Source organism: Mesorhizobium sp. M1217 (assembly GCF_040318275.1).
Lineage (GTDB): Bacteria > Pseudomonadota > Alphaproteobacteria > Rhizobiales > Rhizobiaceae > Mesorhizobium.
On record NZ_JAMYMA010000017.1, the window covers coordinates 47,074 to 69,153 of the forward strand.

The following is a 22,080-nucleotide window of genomic DNA, read 5'->3' on the forward strand; positions in this document are numbered from 1 at the left end:
TCCAGGTTAACTGTCCGTAAGCTCCCGCATGCCATAAGATCGATAGGAACTTTTCAACGGGGAGCAGATGCATTTCCACAAGGCGGAATCAGCGTTTTTCGTCTTTATTTTTGTGATCCTGGCCGCCGGCCTGGTGACGCTTTACGCCTATGGACTCCTGCAAACCCTGGCGGCCGACATTAGCAATACGCCTTCGGAACTCGATGAAATCGTCTATCTCAACAAGCTGCTGTTTGCGATCGGCGTGCTGCTGGCGACTGCGCTGTTCTTCGGCATTTTCTTCATCTATCCGCTGATCCGAAAGCAGGCGACGGAAGAAGGCAAGCTGCGCGCGATGACAGTTTCACTCAGTGCGCGCTCGGAGACGCTGGAGCATGCGGCGCTGACCGACAGCCTCACCGGCATGCAGAATCGGCGCTATTTCGACGATGCGCTGAAAGAATATCTCGAGGAGTTTCGCCGCATCGAAAAACCAGTCGGGCTGATGATCCTCGATCTCGACCACTTCAAGCAGGTCAACGACAGCCACGGCCACGATGTCGGCGACGAGGTGTTGCGGGCCGTCGCCAACTGTCTCAAGGACATGACACGCTATCACGACGTGGTGGCGCGCCTGGGCGGCGAGGAGTTCGCGGTGGTCACGCCCAATATGGACGCCGAGCTGCTATCCAAATTCGCCGAGCGCATCCGCAAGGCGATCGCCAGCATGTCGGTGCTGACAGGCAATGTCCGACTGAAAATCACCACCAGCGTCGGGCTTGCCGTCTGGGACCGCAAGGAAACCGCCGAGGAGTTCTATCGCCGCGCCGACCGCCAGCTCTATGAGGCAAAGAGGCAAGGCCGCAACCGCGTCTGCGCCTGAATCCCGTCATTAAATTCGTGATGCTGGCCGTCTAGTGCCGTTTTCTGTGCTTCCGGTGCTCGCAGACCGACGTCGCCAAATAAGCTGAGACGGCGCCTTGCAAGGCTTGTGGGAGATAGAGGTGTTGCCGTGATCAAATCCGACCTCTCCGATCTTTACCGAGGCTATATTGCATGTCTGAACAAGCAGGATTGGCCAAATCTGGGGCAGTTTGTTCATGATGAAGCGATCCACAACGGTCGGCCGCTCGGATTATCCGGGTACCTCGAAATGTTGGAGAGAGACTTCGATGAAATTCCGGACCTTTACTTCGACATTCGGCTATTGGTTGCCGATCCGCCTTATATAGCGAGCCGGCTAAGCTTCAACTGCACCCCAAGGGGAACGTTCCTTGGGCTCGATGTAAGCGGGAAGAGAATTTGGTTTACCGAGAACGTATTCTATGAGTTTCAGAGAGGGAAAATTCGCCAGGTATGGTCCGTTATAGACAAGGCAGCCATCGAAGTTCAGCTTTGATGGTTGCCGACGCACCGATGAGGTCTGCCTAAACGTCGCTCGGCTCAATCGTTCTGGGGACGCAGGCCGAAGGTCGCCGGCTTGAGGCCGTAGCGCAAGTCGAAATCCTCGTCCCGCTGGGTACGTACGGCCGGCGGTTTGCGATAGTCGGAATCGCCGGCCTGCCGGCCCGGATCAATGACTTCCGCGAACGGCATTGCCTGTTGTGGTCTAGGCACGTTGCGCAGCCGTTCGACGATCGCAACGAGGTCGACATCGTTGCCGGTTTCGGAGGGCAAGGCGTCCTCGCGCTTGGCCGTGCCGGGGATCAAATCCTCGGAGAGTTTTTCGAACTTCATCCGCATCGTCGTCGCCACGCCTTCTCCGAAGGCGATGGCCTCGCGCTGGCCCATGGAGGAGAGGAACGCCAGCGTCGAAGCCGAGGAATCGGCGATCGCCGAGCGGATGATCGCCTGGTCCTGCTCATTGGCGAGCCGCATGGCGAAGAACGTCGAGCACTGCGACAGGATGGTCGGATCAAGCTCGCCCGGGCGCTGGGTGACGACACCGAGATAACAGCCATATTTGCGGCCTTCCTTGGCGATGCGCGACAGCGCGTGCCGGGTCGGCGCGAAACCGAGGCGGGGATCGGCCGGCATATAGCGATGCGCTTCCTCGCACAGGAAGAGCAGCCGCAAGCGGCCTTCGCTCCACAACGCCAGGTCGAACGCCAGCCGCGCCAGCACCGAGCATACGGAATTGACCACCTCGGACGGCATACCGGCCATTTCGAAGCAGGTCACCGGGCGGCCGTGATGCGGCACGCGGAAAATGTTGCCGATCGTCTCGTGAATGGTGTCCTCGATCAGGCGCGAGTTGAACATGAAACGGTAGCGCGGATCGGATGCCGCCGATTCGATACGTGTCTTCAGTGACCTGAGGGTTGGACGATCGTTCTTGCTTTCCAGCAATCCCATGCGTTCGTCGACCAGCTTGATGAGGTCGGCAATGCGATAGGGTACCGGCGCGTCGGCGGTCAGCGCGTCGGTGCTGCGCCGCAGGTAGTTGCCGGTGTTCGGATTGCGATAGAGGTTCTTGGCCGCGGGAATGAGATCGCGCAAGGCGTCGACCTCTTCCGGCACCGTCTCGCGGCCGCGAAACAGCACCTCGGCGAATTCCTCGAGTTTGAACATCCAGAAGGGCAGGTCGAGCGTCGTCGAATCGACCCTGAAGCAATATTCGGGCAAGGACGCGGCGAACTCGTTGTGTGGATCGAGGATCAGCACGCGCAGGTCGGGCCGGGCGGCAATCGACTTGCGCAAGAGCAGCGAGACGGCGGTCGATTTGCCGACCCCGGTGGTGCCGACAATGGCGAAATGGCGCGCCAGCGTATCGTCGATGGCAATATTGGCGTCGATAGCCTCGTCCTGCGACAGCGTACCGATGGTGATCGAGTGACGCCCGGCGAGATCGTAGACGGCCTGCAGGTCGCGGCTGCGGATACGATGGGCAATGGCGCCGATATGCGGATAGGTCGTGATGCCGCGGTCGAACACCGGCTTGGCGCCGGGTTCGGCGCCGTCGCGCACCTCGCCAATCAATTCGATGCTGACCTCGATCGGATTCTGGCCCTCGCTGCTCCAGGCACGATCCGACTTGCCGATTTCGTAGACCAGTCCGACGGTTCGTGATGTACCGAGATTGATCGAGATCATCTTGCCGACGCTCCATAGGCCGGTGACCGTGCCTTCGATATCGTCGGCATAGGCGCTGATGGTGGCGCGCGCGCCATCGCATTGCACGACATTGCCCAGAATCCGCTTGTCGTTCTGCTCCGCCCTGCGGCGCTCCAGCAAAGTCGGTTCTCCAATGGAGGTTTCGCGTTCGACGAGCATGGACAGGCCGATCCCCTTTTCCCAAACAATGAGCCTAGGCGGATGGGGTTAAGGTGGGGTGAGGCCGGATGGTTTAGCGGACGTTAAGGGGTTTGCGAAAACTGGACGAAACGGCCGTTGCCCGAGCGCGGGATTTCGCTATAGTGGATGAATGGATAATATAGCGAACGATATCTCATCGACTATCGGCAGAAGGATACACGCCGAAAGGGTGGCTCGCAGCTGGTCCCTGGCGGATTTGGCGGAGCAGTCCGATGTCTCGAAAGCCATGCTGAGCACGATCGAGCGCGGCATGACGAGCCCGACGGCGGCACTCCTCGTGCGCATTGCGGCCGCGTTCGGCATGACGCTTTCCACTTTGATCGCAAGGGCGGAGTTGCAAGGCGGTGGCCTGCTTCGCGAACGTGACCAGCCGGTCTGGCGCGATCCGGCTACGGGTTATGTGCGGCGGCACCTTTCGCCGGTTTCGGACATGCCGCTCGAACTGATCCGGGTCAAACTGCCGGCGGGCGCCAAGGTGAGCTTCCCGGCGGCCTCCTATGCCTTCATCAGACAACAGATATGGCTGATCTCCGGGCAGCTGGAATTCGTCGAGGGCGACATCGTTCACAGGCTCGAGCCCGGCGACTGTCTGGCGCTCGGCGCGCCATCCGATTGCGTCTTCCACGCTCCGGGGCCGGACGCCGCCGACTATCTGGTTGCGTTGGCCAGGAGCTGAGACGATGGCGCGCCGTCCGAAACGTTCCGACAATGGCGGTCCGCCGCTCGACGACTACGACGGTCCGCCTTGGGGCAAGGGAGACCCCTATATCTTTCTTGCCTGGCGGACCGCCCATGCCCAGGCATGGAAAGTGCCGAGCCGCGAGATCATGCTGATGCGGCTGGACAAGGCCGAGCGGCTAGGCCTGACCTATGAGGAATACACGCTCGAACTGCTGGAACGCGGGCGACATCTGCAAGAGGAAGACGCCGAGCGCATCGGAGAAATCCGCCGAGCCAGGAAGCGGAAGCGGACCAGTCATTTCGGCTGACGGTGCAGGCCATGCTGCCGCTCGATGCACTGCCGTTCCCGTTGCACACAGAGGAGACCACATGGATTCAATAGAAATCAACCTGCTCAGCAATACTGCCGGAACGAAAAAAATGCTGGTCGATTTGCTGATCGGCACGGTTGCCGCCGGCGGCTCGGTCAGCTTCATGCGTCCCTTGGCGCCGGAGATGGCTGCAGCCTTCTGGAACAAGTCGCTTCAGGCGGTCGCCAGAGGCGAAAGGGCGGTGCTCGGGGCCTGGAACGGCGAGGCTCTGATCGGCACCGTCACCGTGCTGCTCGACTGCCCTCCCAACCAGCCGCACCGGGCCGAGATCGCCAAGCTGATGACCCGCCTCAATTATCGCGGCAAGGGCGTCGCAACCCGCCTGATGGAGGCGGCGGAAGCCGTTGCCATGGAGAAAGGCCGCACGCTGTTGGTGCTGGACACGGCAAAAGAGGAGGGGGCTTCCGGCCTCTATGAAAAGCTCGGCTTCACGCTGGGCGGCGAAATACCAGATTATGCGCTGAAGCCGCATGGCGGGCTGACGGGCACCCTCATCTACTGGAAGCGCATTGGTACAGTCTGATATCTGGCCCGCGCACATTCGCCGTTGACAGCACCATCAAACCAATTCTATTGTCCGCGACCATGAAAACGGCACTCATTCTCGTAGGAAAGCGCGTGGGCAAGGCGGTGTAACCGCCAGGCGGTGACCTCCCATGCGCAAGACACAGGCTCCCTCGGGGGCCTTTTTTATTGCCCGAAACACGACTAAACGACCAGCAATCGCCCGATGGCGAACAGTACGGGACCAGACCGATGAGCAGTGGACAGAATGAGCGGCGCGAAACGCCAAGAACCGAGATGACTGGCGCCGAAATGGTGGTGCAGGCGCTGAAGGACAATGGCGTCAAGCATGTTTTCGGCTATCCGGGAGGCGCGGTTCTGCCAATCTACGATGAAATCTTCCAGCAGGACGAGGTCGAGCACATCCTCGTTCGCCACGAACAGGGCGCTGGCCACGCGGCGGAAGGCTATGCGCGCTCGACCGGCAAGGCCGGCGTCATGCTGGTGACCTCCGGGCCGGGCGCCACCAATGCGGTGACGCCATTGCAGGACGCGCTGATGGATTCGATCCCGCTGGTCTGCCTGACGGGCCAGGTACCGACGTCGCTGATCGGCTCGGATGCGTTCCAGGAGTGCGACACGGTCGGCATCACGCGGCCCTGCACCAAGCACAACTGGCTGGTGAAGGACGTCAACCAGCTCGCGGCAACGATCCACGAGGCCTTCCATGTGGCAACGACAGGGCGCCCCGGTCCGGTCGTGGTCGACATCCCGAAGGACGTTCAGTTCGCCAAGGGCATCTATGTCCCGCCGCAGACGGCGCCGCGCACCAGCTACCAGCCGAAGGTCCAGGGCGACCTGGAGAAGATCAAGGCGGCGGTCGAGCTGATGGCCGGCGCCAGGAGGCCGATCATCTATTCGGGCGGCGGCGTCATCAATTCCGGCCCGGAGGCGAGCCATCTGCTGCGCGAGCTGGTCGACCTGACCGGCTTCCCGATCACCTCGACGCTGATGGGCCTTGGCGCCTATCCGGCGTCGGGCAAGAACTGGATGGGCATGCTCGGCATGCACGGCACCTATGAAGCGAACATGGCGATGCACGATTGCGACGTCATGCTCTGCATCGGCGCGCGCTTCGACGACCGCATCACCGGGCGGCTGACAGCGTTTTCGCCGAATTCGAAGAAGATCCACATCGACATCGACCCGTCTTCGATCAACAAGAACGTCCATACCGACGTGCCGATCATCGGCGATGTCGGCCGTGTGCTGGAGGATCTGGTGCGACTGTGGCGGGCAACCGCCAAGGCCGACAAGAAGGCGCTTCACCCGTGGTGGGAGCAGATCGCCAAATGGGGCGCGCGCGATTCACTCGCCTACAAGATGAACCATGAGGTGATCATGCCGCAATATGCCGTCCAGCGGCTTTATGCGCTGACCAAAGACCTCGACACCTACATCACCACCGAGGTCGGCCAGCACCAGATGTGGGCGGCGCAGCACTATCATTTCGAGAAGCCGAACCGCTGGATGACCTCCGGCGGGCTGGGCACGATGGGCTACGGCCTGCCGGCCGCGCTCGGCGTGCAGATCGCGCACCCGGATGCGCTGGTCATCGATATCGCCGGCGACGCCTCGGTGCAGATGACGATGCAGGAGATGAGTGCGGCGGTGCAGCACGAGGCGCCGATCAAGATCTTCATCCTCAACAACCAGTATATGGGCATGGTGCGGCAATGGCAGCAGCTGCTGCACGGCAACCGGCTGTCGCATTCCTATACCGAGGCGATGCCGGATTTCGTCAAGCTCGCCGAAGCCTATGGCGGCCACGGTATTCGCTGCGACAAGCCGGACGAGCTCGATGACGCCATCAAGGAGATGATCGCGGTCAAGAAGCCCGTCCTGTTCGATTGCCGCGTGGCGACGCTCGCCAACTGCTTCCCGATGATCCCGTCCGGCAAGGCGCATAACGAGATGCTGTTGCCTGACGAGGCGACCGACGAAGCTGTCGCCAACGCGATCGACGCCAAGGGCAGGGAGCTGGTGTAGCCTGGTTCGAGAAAGCTATGCGAAAACAGCAGATTAGCGTAAAAGTTTGAAATCGAGATTCATGTCATGAACGCACAGTTGCAACCGACCGGCTCCGCCTATTTCATCGCCAAGGAGACGGAAAAACCAGAGAACCACACGCTTTCGGTCCTCGTCGACAACGAGCCGGGCGTGCTTGCCCGGGTCATCGGCCTGTTCTCCGGACGTGGCTACAACATCGAGAGCCTGACGGTCTCGGAAACCGAGCACGAAAAGCACCTGTCGCGCATCACCATCGTGACGCGCGGCACGCCGCACGTGCTGGAGCAGATCAAGCACCAGCTCGAGCGCATCGTGCCGGTGCATCGTGTCGTCGATCTCACCGTGCGATCGCAGGAATTCGGACAGGAGCGGCCACTGGAGCGGGAGCTCGCGCTGGTCAAGGTCGCCGGCACCGGCGAATCCCGCGTCGAGGCGCTCAGGCTCGCCGATGCATTCCGCGCCAGCGTCATCGACGCCAACACCGAGCATTTCATCTTCGAGATCACCGGTAAGGGTTCGAAGCTCGATCAGTTTATCGCCATCATGAAGCCGCTCGGGCTGGTCGAAATCTGCCGTACCGGAGTGGCGGCGATGAACCGCGGCCCGCAAGGGATGTAGTCATCCAGCTTGGCTCTATCTCGTCGCTTTGCCACCGATCGCATTGAATAGGGGAACGGCATGACATTCGACGCATTCTTCGCCTTGCTGGTCTATGCCTTCGTGACCTCGATCACGCCGGGTCCGAACAATTTCATGCTTTTGGCCTCGGGTGTGAATTTCGGCTTGGTCAAGACCGTGCCACACATGCTCGGCATCGGCTTCGGCTTCCTCGTGCTGTTGCTTGCCGTAGGCTTCGGGCTTGGGGCCGTGTTGACGGCCTTTCCGGTGCTGCATACCGGGTTGAAGATCGCCGGCGGCCTCTACCTGCTTTATCTCGCCTGGAAGATCGCCATGTCGCGCTCGCTCGGCGGCGAAGGCGAGGCGAAGGGCCAGCCGATGCGCTTCATCGAGGCTGCGGCTTTCCAGTGGGTCAATCCTAAGGCCTGGGTGATGGCGATTACGGCCATGGCCGTCTATACCAATCCGGAACGCCCGTTTGTGTCCGTGGTGCTGATCGCGGCCGCTTTCGCCGTCGTCATGCTGCCGAGCATTTCGACTTGGGCCGGTTTCGGCATGGCGCTGCGCGGTTTTCTGGCTGATGCGGTGCGGCTCAAATGGTTCAACATCGCCATGGGCGTGATGCTTGCGGCGACGCTGTGGCCGATGCTGCGTTAGCTGCCGTTTTATTGTGCACTGCACATTAAATCTTCGTAATGACGGCTTTTGGCCCTTTTTCGCCTTCGGCATCCTCTATTATCTGGCAAAAGCGCGGCAAGAGGCTGCGAGTTGAGCTAGACTGCGGCCACCGGATAGCGGCGTGTCGGATCGAGAGGCCTTTTGTCGATGCGCGGAAAGATCGTATTTGCGGTGATTGCTGCAGCCTGCGTTGCCGCGGCGGCGTGGCTTTATCATTCGCCCACCGCAATGAGCGGTCTTCAGCAGATGCTGTCGGCGAAGCAGACGACGGCGGCGGCGGACAAGCCCGCTGCAGCGGCAAATGCCGCGCGTTCGACTTCGGTGGTTGCCGCCACCGCCTCGACGGCCGATTTCCCGGTCCGGCGCTATGCCATCGGCTTTGTGTCCTCTCCCGCCGTGGTCAGCATCAACGCACGGGTCTCGAGCCAGATCGTCGCAATCGCGGTCAAGGACGGACAGATGGTGAAGGCCGGCGACCTTCTGTTCTCGCTGGACGATCGCTCATTGAAGGCCCAATTGGCACGCGATCAGGCGACGCTCGCAAAAGACCAGGCGCTGCTTGCCAGCGCCACGGCCGATCTTCAGCGCGCCAAAAATCTCGTCGCCAGGCAGGCCGGAACACAGCAGACCTATGATCAGGCCGTCGCGGCGCAGAAATCCGCCGCGGCCACTGTCGACGCCGATAAGGCGACGATCGATGCGGACGAGGTCCAGCTTGGCTTTGCCACGATCAAAGCGCCGATTTCCGGCAGGCTTGGCGCGGTCAGCGTCGCGGTGGGCGACCTCGTCACCACCAGCAACGGCAGCAGCACGTCGACGCCGCTGGTGACGATCACGCAGGTCGACCCGCTGCAGGTGAACTTCAATCTTCCGGAAAGCGATCTTGCCTTACTGCACAAGGCCCTGGCGGCGCCGCAGCAAGGCGCGGTGACGCTGACCAAGGACGGCGACCCGAAGCCGATCGGCAAGGGAACGCTGGATTTCGTCGATTCCAGCGTGGACACGGCATCCGGCACGATCGCAACGCGGGCCAGCGTGCCCAACGCCGATCTTTCGCTGTGGCCGGGCCAATATGTAAATGTCGTGCTCGATGCCGGCATCATGCCGCAAATGACGTCCGTTCCGACGGTCGCCGTCCAGCCCAGCCAGAAGGGGCCGTTCGTCTATGTGATCAAGCCGGACAACACCGTTGAAATGCGGCCCGTGCAGGTCGCGCTGACAGAAGGCGCCAACACCGCGATCAGCCAAGGATTGGAAAGCGGCGAGCGTGTCGTCGTCGAAGGCCAGACCAAGCTGAAAAACGGCGCGGCGGTGCGCGAAGGCAAGGCCTCGACCGGTACCGACGACCAAGCGACTCCGAAGGTCGCGGAGGCCGACAGGACGGGCGGAACACAGCCATGATTTCCGAATTCTGCATCCGCAGGCCCGTCGCCACGCTGCTCATGTCGTTCGCCTTGGTTCTGGGCGGGCTATTTGCTTACAAATTCCTGCCGGTCGCGGCGCTGCCAAGCGCGGAATTTCCGGTTGTCAACGTCTCGGCCTCGCTGCCTGGGGCCTCGCCGGAAACCATGGCGACCTCGGTGGCAACGCCGCTGATCAAGCAGTTTGCCACTATCGCCGGCATCGATTCGATCTCGACGACCAATTCGCTCGGCACGACCTCGATCGCCATTCAGTTCGTGCTCAACCGCGACATCGATGCAGCCGCCGCCGATGTGCAGGCGGCGATCGCACGCACGCAACGACAATTGCCGCCGGAGATGACCAGCCCGCCGAGCTATCGCAAGGTCAATCCAGCCGACGCGCCGATCCTGCTGATGTCGCTGGTCAGCGACACCATTCCGCTGACCGATCTCGATGCCTTTGCCGAGAATGTGATTTCGCCGTCGCTGTCGACGATCGACGGCGTTGCGCAGGTTTCGATCTACGGCCAACAGAAATATGCCGTCCGCGTCCAGATCGATCCGACGGCGCTCGCCGCACGCGGCATCTCGATCGACCAGCTGCAGACGGCCATTGCCTCGGCCAACAGCAACACGCCGCTCGGTGTGCTCAAGAACAACAAACAGCAGCTGACCATCACGGCGAACACGCAGCTGACCAACGCGGCGGGATTCTCCAACATCATCATCGCCACCAAGAACGGCCATCCGGTGCGGCTCGGCGAGGTGACCCGCGTCATCGATTCGGTCGAGACCACGACGACGGCAAGCTGGTACGACGGCACCCGCGCTATCATCATGGCGGTGCAGCGCCAGCCGGATGCCAACACCGTCGACGTCGTCGACCGCGTCAAGGCGATGCTGCCTTCCTTCGAGGGTCAGATGCCGGCGGCGGCGAGCATCCAGTTGCTGAACGATCGCTCGACATCGATCCGCGAGGCGGTCGACGACGTGCAGTTCACGCTGCTACTCACCATCGCGCTGGTGGTGATGGTGATCTTCCTGTTCCTGCGCCGGGTGACGGCGACGGTGATCCCGGCCGTGGCGGTGCCGATTTCGCTCATCGCCACTCTGGGCGTGATGTACCTATTCGGCTTTTCCATCGACAACATCTCGCTGATGGGACTGACGCTGGCGGTTGGCCTTGTCGTCGACGACGCCATTGTGATGCTGGAAAATATCTTTCGGCATATGGAGGAGGATGGGCTCTCGGCAATGGAGGCGTCGCTCAAGGGCGCCCGCGAAATCGGCTTCACCATCATATCGATCTCGATCTCGCTGGTCGCCGTGTTCATTCCCGTGCTTTTGATGGGCGGCGTGATCGGGCGCATCTTCAACGAATTCGCGGTGGTGGTGACGGTCGCCATCCTGGCGTCGATGTTCGTCTCGCTGACGCTGACGCCGATGCTGTGCTCGCGGCTGTTGTCGTTATCGAAAGCCGAGCAGAAAGCAGCGCACGGCGCGGACCATAGGCAAAACGTCTTCATGCGGGGCTATGACCGGCTGCTGACATTCTGCCTGCGCCACAATTTCCTGGTTTTCCTTGTCTTCCTGGTAACCGCCGGGCTGTCGGTGTGGCTGATCCAGATCTCGCCGAAGGGCTTCTTCCCGCAGGAGGATATCGGCCAGGTCTCGGTGACGACCATCGCGCGCCAGGACATCTCCTTCGACGCCATGGTCAAGTTGCAGGGGCAAGTGGCTGATGTCTTCTCCCATTCGCCCTATGTCGCGCATGTCGGCTGGTCGGCGGGCAGTGGAAACAATGCGCTCAACCAAGGCCAGCTGTTTGTACAGCTGAAAGACAAGGACCAGCGCCCCAATATCGACAAGGTGCTTGCGGATCTGCGGCGCCAGCTTGCCAATGTGTCCGGAATCGAAACCTACATGCAACCGGTGCAGAACCTGCGGCTCGGCGCGCGCGCTTCGGCGAGTGCCTACCAGCTTGCCGTGCAGGGCCTCGATACCGGCCTGACGAACGTCTGGGCGCAAAAGTTGACGGACGCGATGGCTGCCGATCATGGCGCCTTCACCGATGTCACCAATGACCTGCAGAACAACGCGTTGCAGGCGACGCTGGTGATCGACCGCGACAAGGCAGCGACGCTTGGCGTCGATACCGACACGTTGCGCTCCAGCCTCTATGGCGGTTTCGGCACCCAGCAGGTGTCGACCATCTTCGGTTCGGCCGACAGCTATAAAGTGGTCATGGAACTCGACCCGAAGATCGAGTGGTCGCCCGAACGGATGCTGGCGATCAAGGTAAGGACGGTCAGCGGCAGCCTGGTGCCGCTCGGTGCGTTCGCCCGTGTCGATCGGACCGCCGGCGCTTTGACCGTCAATCAGCTCGGCCAGCTTCCGGCAGTGACCATTTCCTACAATCTGCCGCAAGGCGTGGCCCTCGGCGACAGCGTGAGCCACATCAATGCGCTGAAGGACAAGATCGGCATGCCGCCGACGATCTCGACCGCCTTCTCGGGCACGGCGAAGACGTTCCAGGATTCGCTTTCCAACCAGGGGCTGCTGATCGGCGGCGCGATCCTGACCATCTATATCGTGCTCGGCATGCTCTATGAGAGCTTTATCCATCCGCTTACCATCCTGACCGGGCTTCCATCGGCGGTGCTCGGCGCGCTGGTGGCGTTGCGGCTGGCGGGGATGGATCTGTCGGTGATCGCGGTGATCGGCATCCTGATGCTGATCGGCATCGTCAAGAAGAACGGCATCATGATGATCGACGTGGCGCTGGAACTCAGGCGCGAGGGGATGTCGCCTGTCGAATCCATCCACAAGGCCTGCCTGATGCGCTTCCGGCCGATCATGATGACTACGCTTGCCGCGCTGATGGGTACCATCCCGATCGCGCTCGGCACCGGCGCCAGCGCGGAATTGCGCCAGCCTCTCGGCGTGGCGGTGGTCGGCGGCCTTGTCGCCTCGCAGGCACTGACGCTGTTCGTCACGCCCGTCATCTACGTCTACATGGAGCATTTTTCCGGCTGGCTCGTCAGCGTATGGGCGGGGCACCGGGGCGAGCCGAGCCCGGTCGAGGCGGTCGACCAGCCGTCACTGTTCGACGACGAGGAAGAACCGGTGCCGCAGAAGGCGGCAGCCGAATAGCACTGGCCCAAGCCGTGGTGCTTGCGGCCGGAGGTCCGCGATCGTAATTTGATGCCATGCTGCACAATCACGACCACGACAACGAGCTTGATGCTTTTGCGGCGCGTGTGCGCGCACTGGAGACGATTCTCACCCGCAAGGGGCTGATCGATCCAGCGGCGATCGACGTCATCGTCGATACCTACGAAACCAAGGTCGGGCCGCGCAACGGCGCAAAGGTGGTGGCGAAGGCCTGGGTTGATCCCGGGTTTGCCGCATGGCTGAAGCGTGATGCGACGGCGGCCATCGAATCGCTCGGCCACACCGGCCGGCAAGGCGAACACATGCAGGCGGTGTTCAACACGGCCGACACGCACAACCTCGTCGTCTGCACGCTATGCTCCTGCTATCCATGGTCGGTGCTCGGCCTGCCGCCGGTCTGGTACAAGGCGCCGCCCTACCGTTCGCGCGCGGTGATCGATCCGCGCGGCGTGCTCGACGAATTCGGGCTGACCTTGCCGGCGACGACGGCAATCCGGGTGTGGGATTCGACCGCCGAGCTGCGCTATCTGGTGGTGCCGATGCGGCCCAGGGACACAGAGGGCTGGGATGAGGCACGGCTCGCCGATCTGGTGACGCGCGATGCCATGATCGGCACGGCGCTGGCGCGGGAACCGGCATGAACGGGCCGCAGGATCTCGGCGGCCAGATGGGTTTCGGGCCGGTCGCGCCTGAACAGGACGAACCCTATTTCCATGCCGATTGGGAAAGGCGGGCGCTGGGCGTGACGTTGTGCGCCGGCGCCATGGGCGCCTGGACCATCGACGAGAGCCGGCACGCGCGGGAATCGCTGCACCCGGCCGACTACTATGCGTCGAGTTATTATGAAATCTGGATCAAGGCGCTGGAGGTGTTACTCAAACGCCATGGTTTCGTCAGCGACCGCGATCTGGCCAGGGGCGATGCGGTCGACCCGGCAGCGACACCCAAGCGGGTCCTGAAGGCGCAAGACGTTTCGGCGGTGCTGGCCAAGGGCGGGCCTTGCGACCGGCCGCTCGCCGTCCCGCCGCGATTCAAGGCAGGCGACCTCGTGCGAACCAAGAACTTTCATCCGACCGGCCACACCAGGCTGCCGCGTTACGCGCGCGGCAAGCGAGGCGTCATCGAGGCCATGCGTGACGGCTTTGTCTTTCCCGACACCAATGCGCACGGCCAGGGCGAAAACCCGCAATGGGTCTATACGGTGGCTTTCACCGGCAGCGAAATCTGGGGCGAGGGCGCCGACCCGAAACTTGTCGTGTCGATCGATGCCTGGGAGAGCTACCTTGAACCGGCGTGAGACGAACTCAGCCGCCGTGCTGCCCGCCGGTGTCGAGGCGCCGGTCTTCGCCGAGCCGTGGCAAGCAGAGGCCTTCGCCATGACGGTGGCGCTACACGACAACGGGCTGTTTTCGTGGACCGAATGGGCGGACGCCTTATCGGCCGAGGTGAAGCGGCCGGGCGCCGCGAGCGACGGCCATGATTATTACGAGCACTGGCTGGCGGCGCTGGAGAATTTGCTGTCGACCAAAGGCGTTGCCGGTAGAAACGATGTCGACAGCCTTGCTGCTGCCTGGGAACGCGCCGCGCATGCTACGCCGCATGGCAAGCCGATCCTGCTGGAGAACGACCCACAGCGGGCTGGGTAAGCTGCCATCGCTCGGCGTTGTTCTCTTTACGTTCCTGTTTGTCGCTGATAGCCTGATCCTGTCGCACCGGCGTGATTGCTGGCGATGAAATTGATGGTGACGGCAGTCACCTTGTCTTTCCCTCGCGAATCCGGTCTGTCGCGCTGATGGAATTTTCTCCTCAACAGGACGAGGCGCTGAAGGCGGTGGCCGGCTGGCTGAAAGCCGGCAAGCCGCAGCTGTTCCGGCTGTTCGGCTATGCCGGCACCGGCAAGACGACGCTGGCGCGCTATTTCGCCGAGCATGTCGACGGCCAGGTGCAGTTCGCCGCCTTTACCGGCAAGGCGGCGCAGGTGCTGCGTTCCAAGGGCGCGGTCAATGCCCGCACAATCCATTCGCTGATCTACCGGCCGAAAGGCGAGGAATCGGTAGCGGACGAGGTGACCGGCAAAACCTCGATGTCGCCGACCTTTTCGCTCAACCGGCAGAGCCCGATCTCGCGGGCCAAGCTCGTCGTCATCGACGAATGCTCGATGGTCGACGAGCAGCTTGGCCGCGATCTGATGAGCTTCGGCACGCCGATCCTGGTGCTTGGCGATCCCGGCCAGTTGCCGCCGATCTCCGGCGGCGGCTTCTTCACCGACCACGAACCGGACATTCTGCTCACCGAAATCCATCGCCAGGCGCGCGACAACCCGATCATCCGGCTTGCGCTCGATGTGCGCGAGGGCCGCGAGTTCATGCGCGGCGACTATGGCGCGGCGCAAGTGATCGGCAAGGAAGACGTCACCCAGGAATTGGTGCTGAAGGCGGACCAGGTGCTGGTCGGCACCAACCGCACGCGCCGTCGCTATAATCAGCGGCTGCGCGAGCTGAAGGGGTTCAACGCCGATTATCCGCAAGCCGGCGACAAGCTGGTCTGCCTGCGCAACGATCCAGCCAAGGGGCTGCTCAACGGCTCGCTGTGGAAGGTGATGACCTCGTCGCGCGAGACGGTCAAGCCCGGCATCAATCTGCTGGTCTCGCCGGAGGAAGACGATCCGGATCGCGGCGTCGCCAAGATCAAACTGCTCAAGGCGGCGTTCGAAGATCCGGACGCCGACATTCCCTGGCAGCAGAAGAAGCGCTTCGATGATTTCGATTATGGCTACGCACTGACCGTGCACAAGGCGCAGGGGTCGCAGTGGAACGAGATCGTGCTTTTCGACGAAAGCTGGGCATTCAAGGAAACCCGGCAGCGTTGGCTTTACACCGCCATCACGCGCGCGGCCGAACGGCTGACGATCGTCCGATAGGGCGGCCGTATCAGCGCTGGGCGATCGGTCTGGCGCCAAGCCATTCCCAGGCGGCGGTTTCGTCCTTAGCCTCGAAATGCCGGAGTTCGATAGGCAAAGAGGCTGGCAAGAAGGCTCTTGCCTCCGCTATCCAGTTCGGCTCACCGACCGCCGCGCAGCGGCCGATATGCTCCACCGCGTGAGCTATGCCCTGTTCGATCGTCTCGTCCGATACGTCGGTCCAGTCGACACCCTCATGATCGATCAGGCGCACCAGCACGTCGATTTTCGTGTGCAGCGCGTAGGCTGCCTCCAGCAATCCGAACAGGTTTTCGGCATCAGCCGCTGCGACATGGCCGACGACATCGATGGCGAAGAGGTCTTCGCGATCGGTATCGATGCGGCGGATCGCCGGCACGGCATCGAGAAAATTCAACAGGAAACTCCTTGCGCTCGATTTTCTTCGTTCCCCTGGAACACCTGAAACCCTCTGTCTGTTCCCCTTAAAGGCGCTATAGATGCGCGCCGAGATCAGCCTGGAACCGTGCAAATGCCTGCAAAGCTTTCCGTCAACCTCAATGCCATCGCCATGCTGCGCAACCGGCGGGACCTGCCGTGGCCAAGCGTGACGGGGCTCGGACGCATCGCCCTTGCCGCCGGTGCGCATGGGCTGACGGTGCACCCGCGACCCGACGAGCGGCACACCAGGCATTCCGATCTGCCTGAGATCAGGGCGCTGATCGACGACGAGTTCCCGAGTGCGGAATTCAACATCGAGGGCTATCCGACTGAGGAGTTCCTGGCGCTTGTGGAAAAGCATCAGCCGGAACAGGTGACGCTGGTGCCCGACGACCCGGTGCAGGCGACTTCCGACCATGGCTGGAACTTCGCCGCCGGGGCTGCGTTCCTGACACCGGTCGTCAAGCGCCTGAAGAAGGGAGGCTTTCGCGTATCGCTGTTTTCCGATCCGGACCCCGATGGCGTGAATGCCGCTCGCGACACCGGTGCCGACCGGATCGAACTCTATACGGGTCCATACGGCAGCTATCATTCCGATTCGGCAAAGGCGGCGAAGGAATTGGAGAAATTGGGAAAGACGGCGGATGCCGCTCTTGCTGCAGGGCTCCAGGTCAATGCCGGGCACGACCTTGTGGTCAGCAATTTGCCGGCACTGGCCAGGCGCATCCCAGCATTGGCCGAAGTGTCGATCGGACATGGGTTGACAGCCGATGCGTTGGAGTATGGCATGGCCGCAACGGTCAGGCGGTTTCTGAAGGCTTGTGGCTGGTAGAGAGAGGCGAGCCGATAGGCCGTGCGTTCCCGGCATGGCAGCGCGTCCGCACGTCTATGGGAGTGTCGTCCATGGCCCTTGCTCACGCCGGTAGCGAGGCAGAACCCATCGAGCAATCCAGCCACTCCACCGTCGAGCAGCACAGCACCAAGGTGCTGATGCTGGGCGCGCTGGGCGTGGTTTACGGCGATATCGGCACCAGCCCAATCTATGCATTTCGGGAAGCGCTGCACGCATCGTCGGGACCGGTAGCGCGCAACGACGTCCTTGGCGTGCTGTCGCTTATCGTCTGGGCGCTGACGATCATCGTCACGATAAAGTACGTCGCTTTCGTTCTCAGAGCCGACAACAAGGGCGAGGGCGGCACGCTGTCGCTGATGTCGCTTGCGCGCAGCGCTTATCCCAATGGAGCCAAGCTCATCCTGGGGATCGGGCTGTGCGGCGCGGCGCTGTTTTTCGGCGACGCCATCATAACGCCGGCCATCTCCGTGCTTTCGGCGGTCGAAGGCCTGGAAGTGGTGACCCCGACGCTGGAAACCTATGTGGTTCCGATCACGCTGGTCATCCTGGCAATGCTTTTTGCCGTGCAACGCTTTGGCACCGGCAGGGTGGCGGCCGTGTTCGGACCGGTGACGGCAGTGTGGTTCCTGGCGATCGGCGCCGCCGGGGTGTACCATCTGCTGGACGACCCGTCGGTCCTGCTGGCGATCAATCCCTATTACGCGGTCGCTTATCTGGCCAATACGCCCACCGGTGCCTTCGTCACGGTCGGGGCGGTGTTCCTGGCGGTCACCGGGGCCGAAGCCCTCTATGTCGACCTCGGTCATTTCGGGCGCAGGCCGATCGTGCTGGCATGGTTTTCCGTGGTGTTCCCTTGTCTGCTCCTCAACTATTTCGGACAAGGCGCGTTCGTTCTGGCCAACGGCGGCAAACCCACCAATCCATTCTTCCAGATGCTGCCTGATTGGGCGCTGATGCCCATGGTTGGGCTGGCCACGGCAGCGACCGTGATCGCCAGTCAGGCGGTGATCTCCGGCGCTTTCTCGCTGACCCGCCAGGCGGTGCAGCTCAATCTGCTTCCGCGCATCGAGGTGCAGCATACGTCCGAAATGCAATCCGGCCAGATCTACATGCCGCGCGTCAATCTGGTGGTTGCGCTGGGCGTGATGTTGCTGGTGGTCGGCTTTGGCGGTTCGAGTTCGCTGGCTTCCGCCTATGGCATTTCGGTGACTGGCGAAATGCTGATGACAACCATCCTGCTGTTTGTCGTGATGCGGTTCCGGTGGAAATGGCAGCTTGCACTGGCGGCGGCGCTCACACTGCTGTTTGGCACGATCGATACCGGATTTTTCCTCGCAAACATCGTCAAGATCCTCGAAGGCGGGTGGGTCTCGATAACAGTCGCTTGCGCCATGGGGCTGATCATGTCCACCTGGATCCGCGGCACCCGCTATTTGTTCGAAAAGACCCGCCGGAACGAGATTCCGCTCGATTTCCTTGCCGGCAATCTGCTGAAGAAGAAGCCGCATCTGGTGTCGGGCACCGCAGTGTTCCTGACCAGCGATCCGCTGAGCGCGCCGACGGCGCTGATGCACAGCCTCAAGCACTACAAGGTGCTGCACGAGCAGAATGTCATCCTTTCGGTGGTGACGGCACCGCAGCCGGTTGTGCCCGACAGCGAGCGCGTCAAGATGGAGACGGTCAACGAACTGTTCATGCGGGTGACGCTGACCTTCGGCTATATGGAGCAGCCCAACATCCCGCGTGCGCTGGCGATCTGCCGCAAGCAGGGCTGGAAGTTCGACATCATGACGACATCCTTCTTCCTGTCGCGGCGCTCGCTCAAGGCCTCGCCCAATTCCGGCATGCCGGTCTGGCAGGACAAGCTGTTCATCGGGCTGGCGCGCACGGCGGCCGATGCGACGGAATATTTCCAGATCCCGACCGGACGCGTGGTCGAGATCGGGACGCAGGTGGCTATTTAAAAACGTGTCCGTTGCGACATTCCAGGTAGTCTGCCGATGGGACTGGGTCTGCCAAGTCGTGGACGACTCGCAATATCGGGACGGAGCCATTACGTGACGGCACTTGATATTGCAGCGCAGCAAGCGTAGAGCACCGCCCGCTTATCGGAGTGTCGTCCATGGCCCTTGCCAATGCTGGTAACGAGGCAGAACCTGTCGAACAATCGAGCCATTCTGAGGTCGAGCAGCACAGCACCAAGGTGCTGATGCTGGGCGCACTCGGTGTGGTTTACGGCGATATAGGCACCAGCCCGATCTATGCATTCCGAGAGGCGTTGCATGCATCAGCCGGCGGCAACGTCGCCAACCGTGGCGACATCCTGGGCGTACTCTCGCTGATCATCTGGTCGCTGACGATCACCGTCACCATCAAATACATCATGTTCGTGCTTCGTGCCGACAATCGCGGCGAGGGCGGGGTGCTGTCGCTGATGGCGCTGGCGCGCAACAGTTTCCCGACGCGCTCGGCGGTGATCCTCGGCATCGGCATTGTCGGCGCGGCGCTTTTTTTCGGCGACGCAGTCATTACGCCGGCGATCTCGGTACTATCGGCGGTCGAAGGCATGAATGTCGTCACGCCGACATTCCAGCCCTATGTGGTGCCGCTGACGCTGGCCATCCTGGCGATCGTGTTTGCGGTACAGCGGTTCGGCACCGGCGGCGTAGGATTGGTGTTCGGGCCAGTCACGGCGCTGTGGTTCCTGGCCATCGGCCTTTCCGGCATTAACCACATCATCGCCGATCCGGAAATCCTGCTGGCGATCAGCCCGCATTACATCGTGTCGTTCCTGGTCAACTCGCCCGACGTCGCCTTCGTCACTGTTGGTGCGGTCTTCCTCGCCGTCACCGGCGCTGAGGCGCTCTATGCCGATCTCGGCCATTTCGGCCGCAAGCCGATCGTGCTCGCCTGGCTGGCAATTGTGTTCCCTTGTCTGTTGCTCAACTATGTCGGGCAAGGTGCCTTCGTGCTCGCAAATGGCGGTGTTGTCGGCCATCCCTTCTTTGAGATGAACCAGGGCTGGACGCTTATTCCGATGGTCGTGCTGGCGACGGCGGCGACCGTCATCGCCAGCCAGGCGGTGATCTCCGGCGCTTTCTCGCTGACCAGGCAGGCGGTGCAGCTCAACATGCTGCCGCGTTTCGTCATCCAGCACACGTCGGAAAAACAGTCGGGCCAGATCTATCTGCCGCGCATCAACCTGATGCTGGCGCTGGTGGTGATGTTGCTGGTGGTCGGCTTCGGCGAATCCAGCCGCCTGGCCTCGGCCTACGGTATTTCGGTGACCGGCAACATGCTGGTGACGAACATACTGCTTTTTGTTGTAATGACGCGCATCTGGAAATGGCCGCTCGGCGTCGCGGTCGCCTTGATGGCGGTGTTCGCCTTCGTCGATACCGGCTTCTTTGCAGCCAACATAGTCAAGGTGTTTGAAGGGGGCTGGTCCTCGCTTGCCATTGCCGCAGTTATTGTGCTGACCATGTGGACATGGATCCGCGGCACCCGCTATTTGTTCGAAAAGACCCGCCGGAACGAGATCCCGCTGGATTTCCTCGCCGGCAATCTGCTGAAGAAGAAGCCGCATCTGGTGTCGGGCACCGCAGTGTTCCTGACCAGCGATCCGCTGAGTGCGCCGACGGCGCTGATGCACAGCCTCAAGCACTACAAGGTGCTGCACGAACAGAACGTCATCCTTTCGGTGGTGACGGCGCCGCAGCCTGTCGTGCCCGACAGCGAGCGCGTCAAGATGGAGACGGTCAACGAGCTGTTCATGCGGGTGACGCTGACCTTCGGCTACATGGAGCAGCCCAATATCCCGCGCGCGCTGGCGATCTGCCGCAAGCAGGGCTGGAAGTTCGACATCATGACGACATCCTTCTTCCTGTCGCGGCGCTCGCTCAAGGCATCGCCCAATTCCGGCATGCCGGTCTGGCAGGACAAGCTGTTCATCGGGCTGGCGCGCTCGGCGGCCGATGCGACGGAATATTTCCAAATCCCGACCGGACGGGTGGTCGAGATCGGGACGCAGGTGGCTATTTGAACAAGCGGCCATGCCCTTCGAAGGGCACGGCCATTTGTGAGGCTCAGTTCACCAGAGCCGCCTTGTTTGCTTCAAGAAATTCCTTCAGCGGCTGCGGCTTCCTGCCGGACAGAGTCTCGACCGCGTCGGTCACCATGCCGATCCGGCCGGAGCGGGTGTTGGTATCGAAGGAAACGATCACGGGCGCAAAAGCTTCGGGAACGCCGGCTGCCTTCAATCCCTCGGTCAGCGCTTCATCCGAAAGCTGGACAACGTCGATCGGCTTGCCGGTGACCTCGGTGACGAGGGCTGCAATCTCGGCCATCGTGTGGGCCTTGGGGCCGGTCAGCGTGTATGTCGTGCTTTCGGTTGCGCTCGAAGCGAGGCCGGCGGCAATCGCGGCAGCCATATCGTCGCGCGCGCCGTGGGCAATGCGGCCGTCTCCAGCGGACGTGTACCACTGCCCAGAGGCGATGGCGTGCGGCAGCGCCAGGAACAGGTTCTCCTGATACCAGCCGTTGCGGAAGATGGTGGAGGGGATACCGCTCGCCTTGATCGCCTGCTCGGTGCCGTGGTGATCGGGCGCAAACAGCACCGGCGATCCTGGCTCCGGATTGGGCATCGATGTGTAGAGCAGATGCGAAACACCCGCGCTTTTTGCGGCGGCGACCGCGGTCTCATGTTGCTTCAGGCGCTTGCCCGGAATGGCGAGCTCGTTTGTCGAAATGATCAGAACCCTGTCGGCGCCGGTAAATGCACTGGCCAACGATGCGGTGTCGTCGAAGTCGACCGTCCTGATGGTGACGCCTCGGGCTGCCAGATCGGCCAGATTTTCCGGATTGCGGGTAGCGGCGATGATGCGCTGAGGGGAGACCTTGAGCGTGTCAAGCAGATGATTGATGACGCCGCGGCCAAGCTGGCCGGAGGCGCCGGTGACGAGAAGGGTGTCGGTCATGAAAGGTCCTGACGTTGCGCCGGAGCGGCGGGTGCATATGTTAGTCTCAAAAAGAGACCAGCACTAAAATAGGAATTGACCCATCCTCGTAAAGAAGGCA

General features: G+C 62.0%; 20 protein-coding genes. 17 read left to right on the top strand and 3 right to left on the bottom strand.

The genetic code is table 11. The annotated features are described in order from the left end of the window. Positions 1–67: 67 nt before the first annotated feature. Positions 68–862, top strand: a complete 795-nt coding sequence (locus NKH37_RS25250; RefSeq protein ID WP_023720804.1) for a GGDEF domain-containing protein — start codon at positions 68–70, stop codon at positions 860–862. A gap of 129 nt (positions 863–991) precedes the next feature. Further along, positions 992–1,378, top strand: a complete 387-nt coding sequence (locus tag NKH37_RS25255) for an ester cyclase (protein WP_023720803.1) — start codon at positions 992–994, stop codon at positions 1,376–1,378. Between the two features lie 44 nt (positions 1,379–1,422). On the opposite strand, the gene NKH37_RS25260 is transcribed toward NKH37_RS25255, so the two are convergent. After that, on the bottom strand, positions 1,423–3,252 hold the full coding sequence (locus NKH37_RS25260; RefSeq protein ID WP_352788453.1) for an ATP-binding protein: 1,830 nt from the start codon (positions 3,250–3,252) through the stop codon (positions 1,423–1,425). A 151-nt stretch (positions 3,253–3,403) separates the two neighbouring features. Here NKH37_RS25260 and NKH37_RS25265 point away from each other — a divergent pair, with 151 nt between their 5' ends. The 12 genes from NKH37_RS25265 (at position 3,404) to NKH37_RS25320 (ending at position 15,713) form a co-directional block, all read left to right on the top strand. Continuing rightward, positions 3,404–3,970, top strand: a complete 567-nt coding sequence (locus NKH37_RS25265) for a helix-turn-helix domain-containing protein (RefSeq protein ID WP_352788450.1) — start codon at positions 3,404–3,406, stop codon at positions 3,968–3,970. Between the two features lie 4 nt (positions 3,971–3,974). After that, complete coding sequence (locus tag NKH37_RS25270; RefSeq protein ID WP_352547049.1) at positions 3,975–4,283, top strand: hypothetical protein; 309 nt, start codon at positions 3,975–3,977, stop codon at positions 4,281–4,283. A gap of 61 nt (positions 4,284–4,344) precedes the next feature. Beyond that, positions 4,345–4,869 (top strand): GNAT family N-acetyltransferase, encoded by a 525-nt coding sequence (locus NKH37_RS25275; protein ID WP_352788447.1) that lies wholly within the window; start codon positions 4,345–4,347, stop codon positions 4,867–4,869. A 233-nt stretch (positions 4,870–5,102) separates the two neighbouring features. Continuing rightward, complete coding sequence (locus tag NKH37_RS25280; RefSeq protein ID WP_353003357.1) at positions 5,103–6,899, top strand: acetolactate synthase 3 large subunit; 1,797 nt, start codon at positions 5,103–5,105, stop codon at positions 6,897–6,899. A 66-nt stretch (positions 6,900–6,965) separates the two neighbouring features. Then, complete coding sequence (gene ilvN / locus NKH37_RS25285) at positions 6,966–7,538, top strand: acetolactate synthase small subunit (RefSeq protein WP_023720797.1); 573 nt, start codon at positions 6,966–6,968, stop codon at positions 7,536–7,538. A gap of 60 nt (positions 7,539–7,598) precedes the next feature. Continuing rightward, entirely contained in the window at positions 7,599–8,195 is a 597-nt protein-coding gene (locus NKH37_RS25290) for a LysE family translocator (RefSeq protein ID WP_352483004.1), read from the top strand. Positions 8,196–8,363: 168 nt separating this feature from the next. Then, positions 8,364–9,617 (top strand): efflux RND transporter periplasmic adaptor subunit, encoded by a 1,254-nt coding sequence (locus NKH37_RS25295; RefSeq protein WP_352483005.1) that lies wholly within the window; start codon positions 8,364–8,366, stop codon positions 9,615–9,617. Beyond that, a complete protein-coding gene (locus NKH37_RS25300; protein WP_352547052.1) occupies positions 9,614–12,772 on the top strand; it encodes an efflux RND transporter permease subunit in 3,159 nt (1,052 codons plus the stop codon). Before NKH37_RS25295 ends, NKH37_RS25300 begins: the two co-directional genes overlap by 4 nt. Positions 12,773–12,828: 56 nt before the next feature. Next, positions 12,829–13,434, top strand: a complete 606-nt coding sequence (gene nthA / locus NKH37_RS25305) for a nitrile hydratase subunit alpha (protein ID WP_023720794.1) — start codon at positions 12,829–12,831, stop codon at positions 13,432–13,434. After that, the gene (gene nthB / locus NKH37_RS25310; protein ID WP_352589607.1) at positions 13,431–14,090 is read left to right on the top strand and encodes a nitrile hydratase subunit beta; all 660 of its coding nucleotides are present in this window, start codon (positions 13,431–13,433) and stop codon (positions 14,088–14,090) included. Before nthA ends, nthB begins: the two co-directional genes overlap by 4 nt. Continuing rightward, positions 14,059–14,439, top strand: coding sequence for a nitrile hydratase accessory protein (locus NKH37_RS25315; protein ID WP_051409715.1), 381 nt, complete (start codon positions 14,059–14,061; stop codon positions 14,437–14,439). Before nthB ends, NKH37_RS25315 begins: the two co-directional genes overlap by 32 nt. Positions 14,440–14,585: 146 nt before the next feature. Further along, complete coding sequence (locus NKH37_RS25320; protein ID WP_023720791.1) at positions 14,586–15,713, top strand: ATP-dependent DNA helicase; 1,128 nt, start codon at positions 14,586–14,588, stop codon at positions 15,711–15,713. A 10-nt stretch (positions 15,714–15,723) separates the two neighbouring features. On the opposite strand, the gene NKH37_RS25325 is transcribed toward NKH37_RS25320, so the two are convergent. Then, positions 15,724–16,128, bottom strand: coding sequence for a SpoIIAA family protein (locus NKH37_RS25325; RefSeq protein ID WP_023720790.1), 405 nt, complete (start codon positions 16,126–16,128; stop codon positions 15,724–15,726). Between the two features lie 114 nt (positions 16,129–16,242). Between NKH37_RS25325 and NKH37_RS25330 the strand changes: the two genes are divergently transcribed. From NKH37_RS25330 to NKH37_RS25340, 3 genes are all read left to right on the top strand, one after another. After that, positions 16,243–16,983, top strand: coding sequence for a pyridoxine 5'-phosphate synthase (locus NKH37_RS25330; protein ID WP_352589610.1), 741 nt, complete (start codon positions 16,243–16,245; stop codon positions 16,981–16,983). Positions 16,984–17,054: 71 nt separating this feature from the next. Then, positions 17,055–18,968, top strand: a complete 1,914-nt coding sequence (locus tag NKH37_RS25335; protein WP_352483011.1) for a potassium transporter Kup — start codon at positions 17,055–17,057, stop codon at positions 18,966–18,968. Between the two features lie 158 nt (positions 18,969–19,126). Further along, positions 19,127–21,046, top strand: coding sequence for a potassium transporter Kup (locus NKH37_RS25340; RefSeq protein WP_352483013.1), 1,920 nt, complete (start codon positions 19,127–19,129; stop codon positions 21,044–21,046). 43 nt (positions 21,047–21,089) lie between these two features. Here the strand turns inward: NKH37_RS25340 and NKH37_RS25345 are convergent, their stop codons facing one another. Next, positions 21,090–21,980: an SDR family oxidoreductase gene (locus tag NKH37_RS25345; protein WP_352589614.1), complete on the bottom strand. Its 891-nt coding sequence runs from the start codon at positions 21,978–21,980 to the stop codon at positions 21,090–21,092. Positions 21,981–22,080 lie beyond the last annotated feature (100 nt).

Bases quoted from the DNA above. Each gene is read 5' to 3' on its own strand.
- NKH37_RS25250 (WP_023720804.1), top strand. From the start codon at position 68: ATGCATTTCCACAAGGCGGAATCAGCGTTTTTCGTCTTTATTTTTGTG.
- NKH37_RS25260 (WP_352788453.1), bottom strand. From the start codon at position 3,252: ATGCTCGTCGAACGCGAAACCTCCATTGGAGAACCGACTTTGCTGGAG.
- NKH37_RS25265 (WP_352788450.1), top strand. From the start codon at position 3,404: ATGGATAATATAGCGAACGATATCTCATCGACTATCGGCAGAAGGATA.
- NKH37_RS25270 (WP_352547049.1), top strand. From the start codon at position 3,975: ATGGCGCGCCGTCCGAAACGTTCCGACAATGGCGGTCCGCCGCTCGAC.
- NKH37_RS25275 (WP_352788447.1), top strand. From the start codon at position 4,345: ATGGATTCAATAGAAATCAACCTGCTCAGCAATACTGCCGGAACGAAA.
- NKH37_RS25280 (WP_353003357.1), top strand. From the start codon at position 5,103: ATGAGCAGTGGACAGAATGAGCGGCGCGAAACGCCAAGAACCGAGATG.
- ilvN (WP_023720797.1), top strand. From the start codon at position 6,966: ATGAACGCACAGTTGCAACCGACCGGCTCCGCCTATTTCATCGCCAAG.
- NKH37_RS25290 (WP_352483004.1), top strand. From the start codon at position 7,599: ATGACATTCGACGCATTCTTCGCCTTGCTGGTCTATGCCTTCGTGACC.
- NKH37_RS25295 (WP_352483005.1), top strand. From the start codon at position 8,364: ATGCGCGGAAAGATCGTATTTGCGGTGATTGCTGCAGCCTGCGTTGCC.
- NKH37_RS25300 (WP_352547052.1), top strand. From the start codon at position 9,614: ATGATTTCCGAATTCTGCATCCGCAGGCCCGTCGCCACGCTGCTCATG.
- nthA (WP_023720794.1), top strand. From the start codon at position 12,829: ATGCTGCACAATCACGACCACGACAACGAGCTTGATGCTTTTGCGGCG.
- nthB (WP_352589607.1), top strand. From the start codon at position 13,431: ATGAACGGGCCGCAGGATCTCGGCGGCCAGATGGGTTTCGGGCCGGTC.
- NKH37_RS25315 (WP_051409715.1), top strand. From the start codon at position 14,059: ATGCCTGGGAGAGCTACCTTGAACCGGCGTGAGACGAACTCAGCCGCC.
- NKH37_RS25320 (WP_023720791.1), top strand. From the start codon at position 14,586: ATGGAATTTTCTCCTCAACAGGACGAGGCGCTGAAGGCGGTGGCCGGC.
- NKH37_RS25330 (WP_352589610.1), top strand. From the start codon at position 16,243: ATGCCTGCAAAGCTTTCCGTCAACCTCAATGCCATCGCCATGCTGCGC.
- NKH37_RS25335 (WP_352483011.1), top strand. From the start codon at position 17,055: ATGGCCCTTGCTCACGCCGGTAGCGAGGCAGAACCCATCGAGCAATCC.
- NKH37_RS25340 (WP_352483013.1), top strand. From the start codon at position 19,127: ATGGCCCTTGCCAATGCTGGTAACGAGGCAGAACCTGTCGAACAATCG.
- NKH37_RS25345 (WP_352589614.1), bottom strand. From the start codon at position 21,980: ATGACCGACACCCTTCTCGTCACCGGCGCCTCCGGCCAGCTTGGCCGC.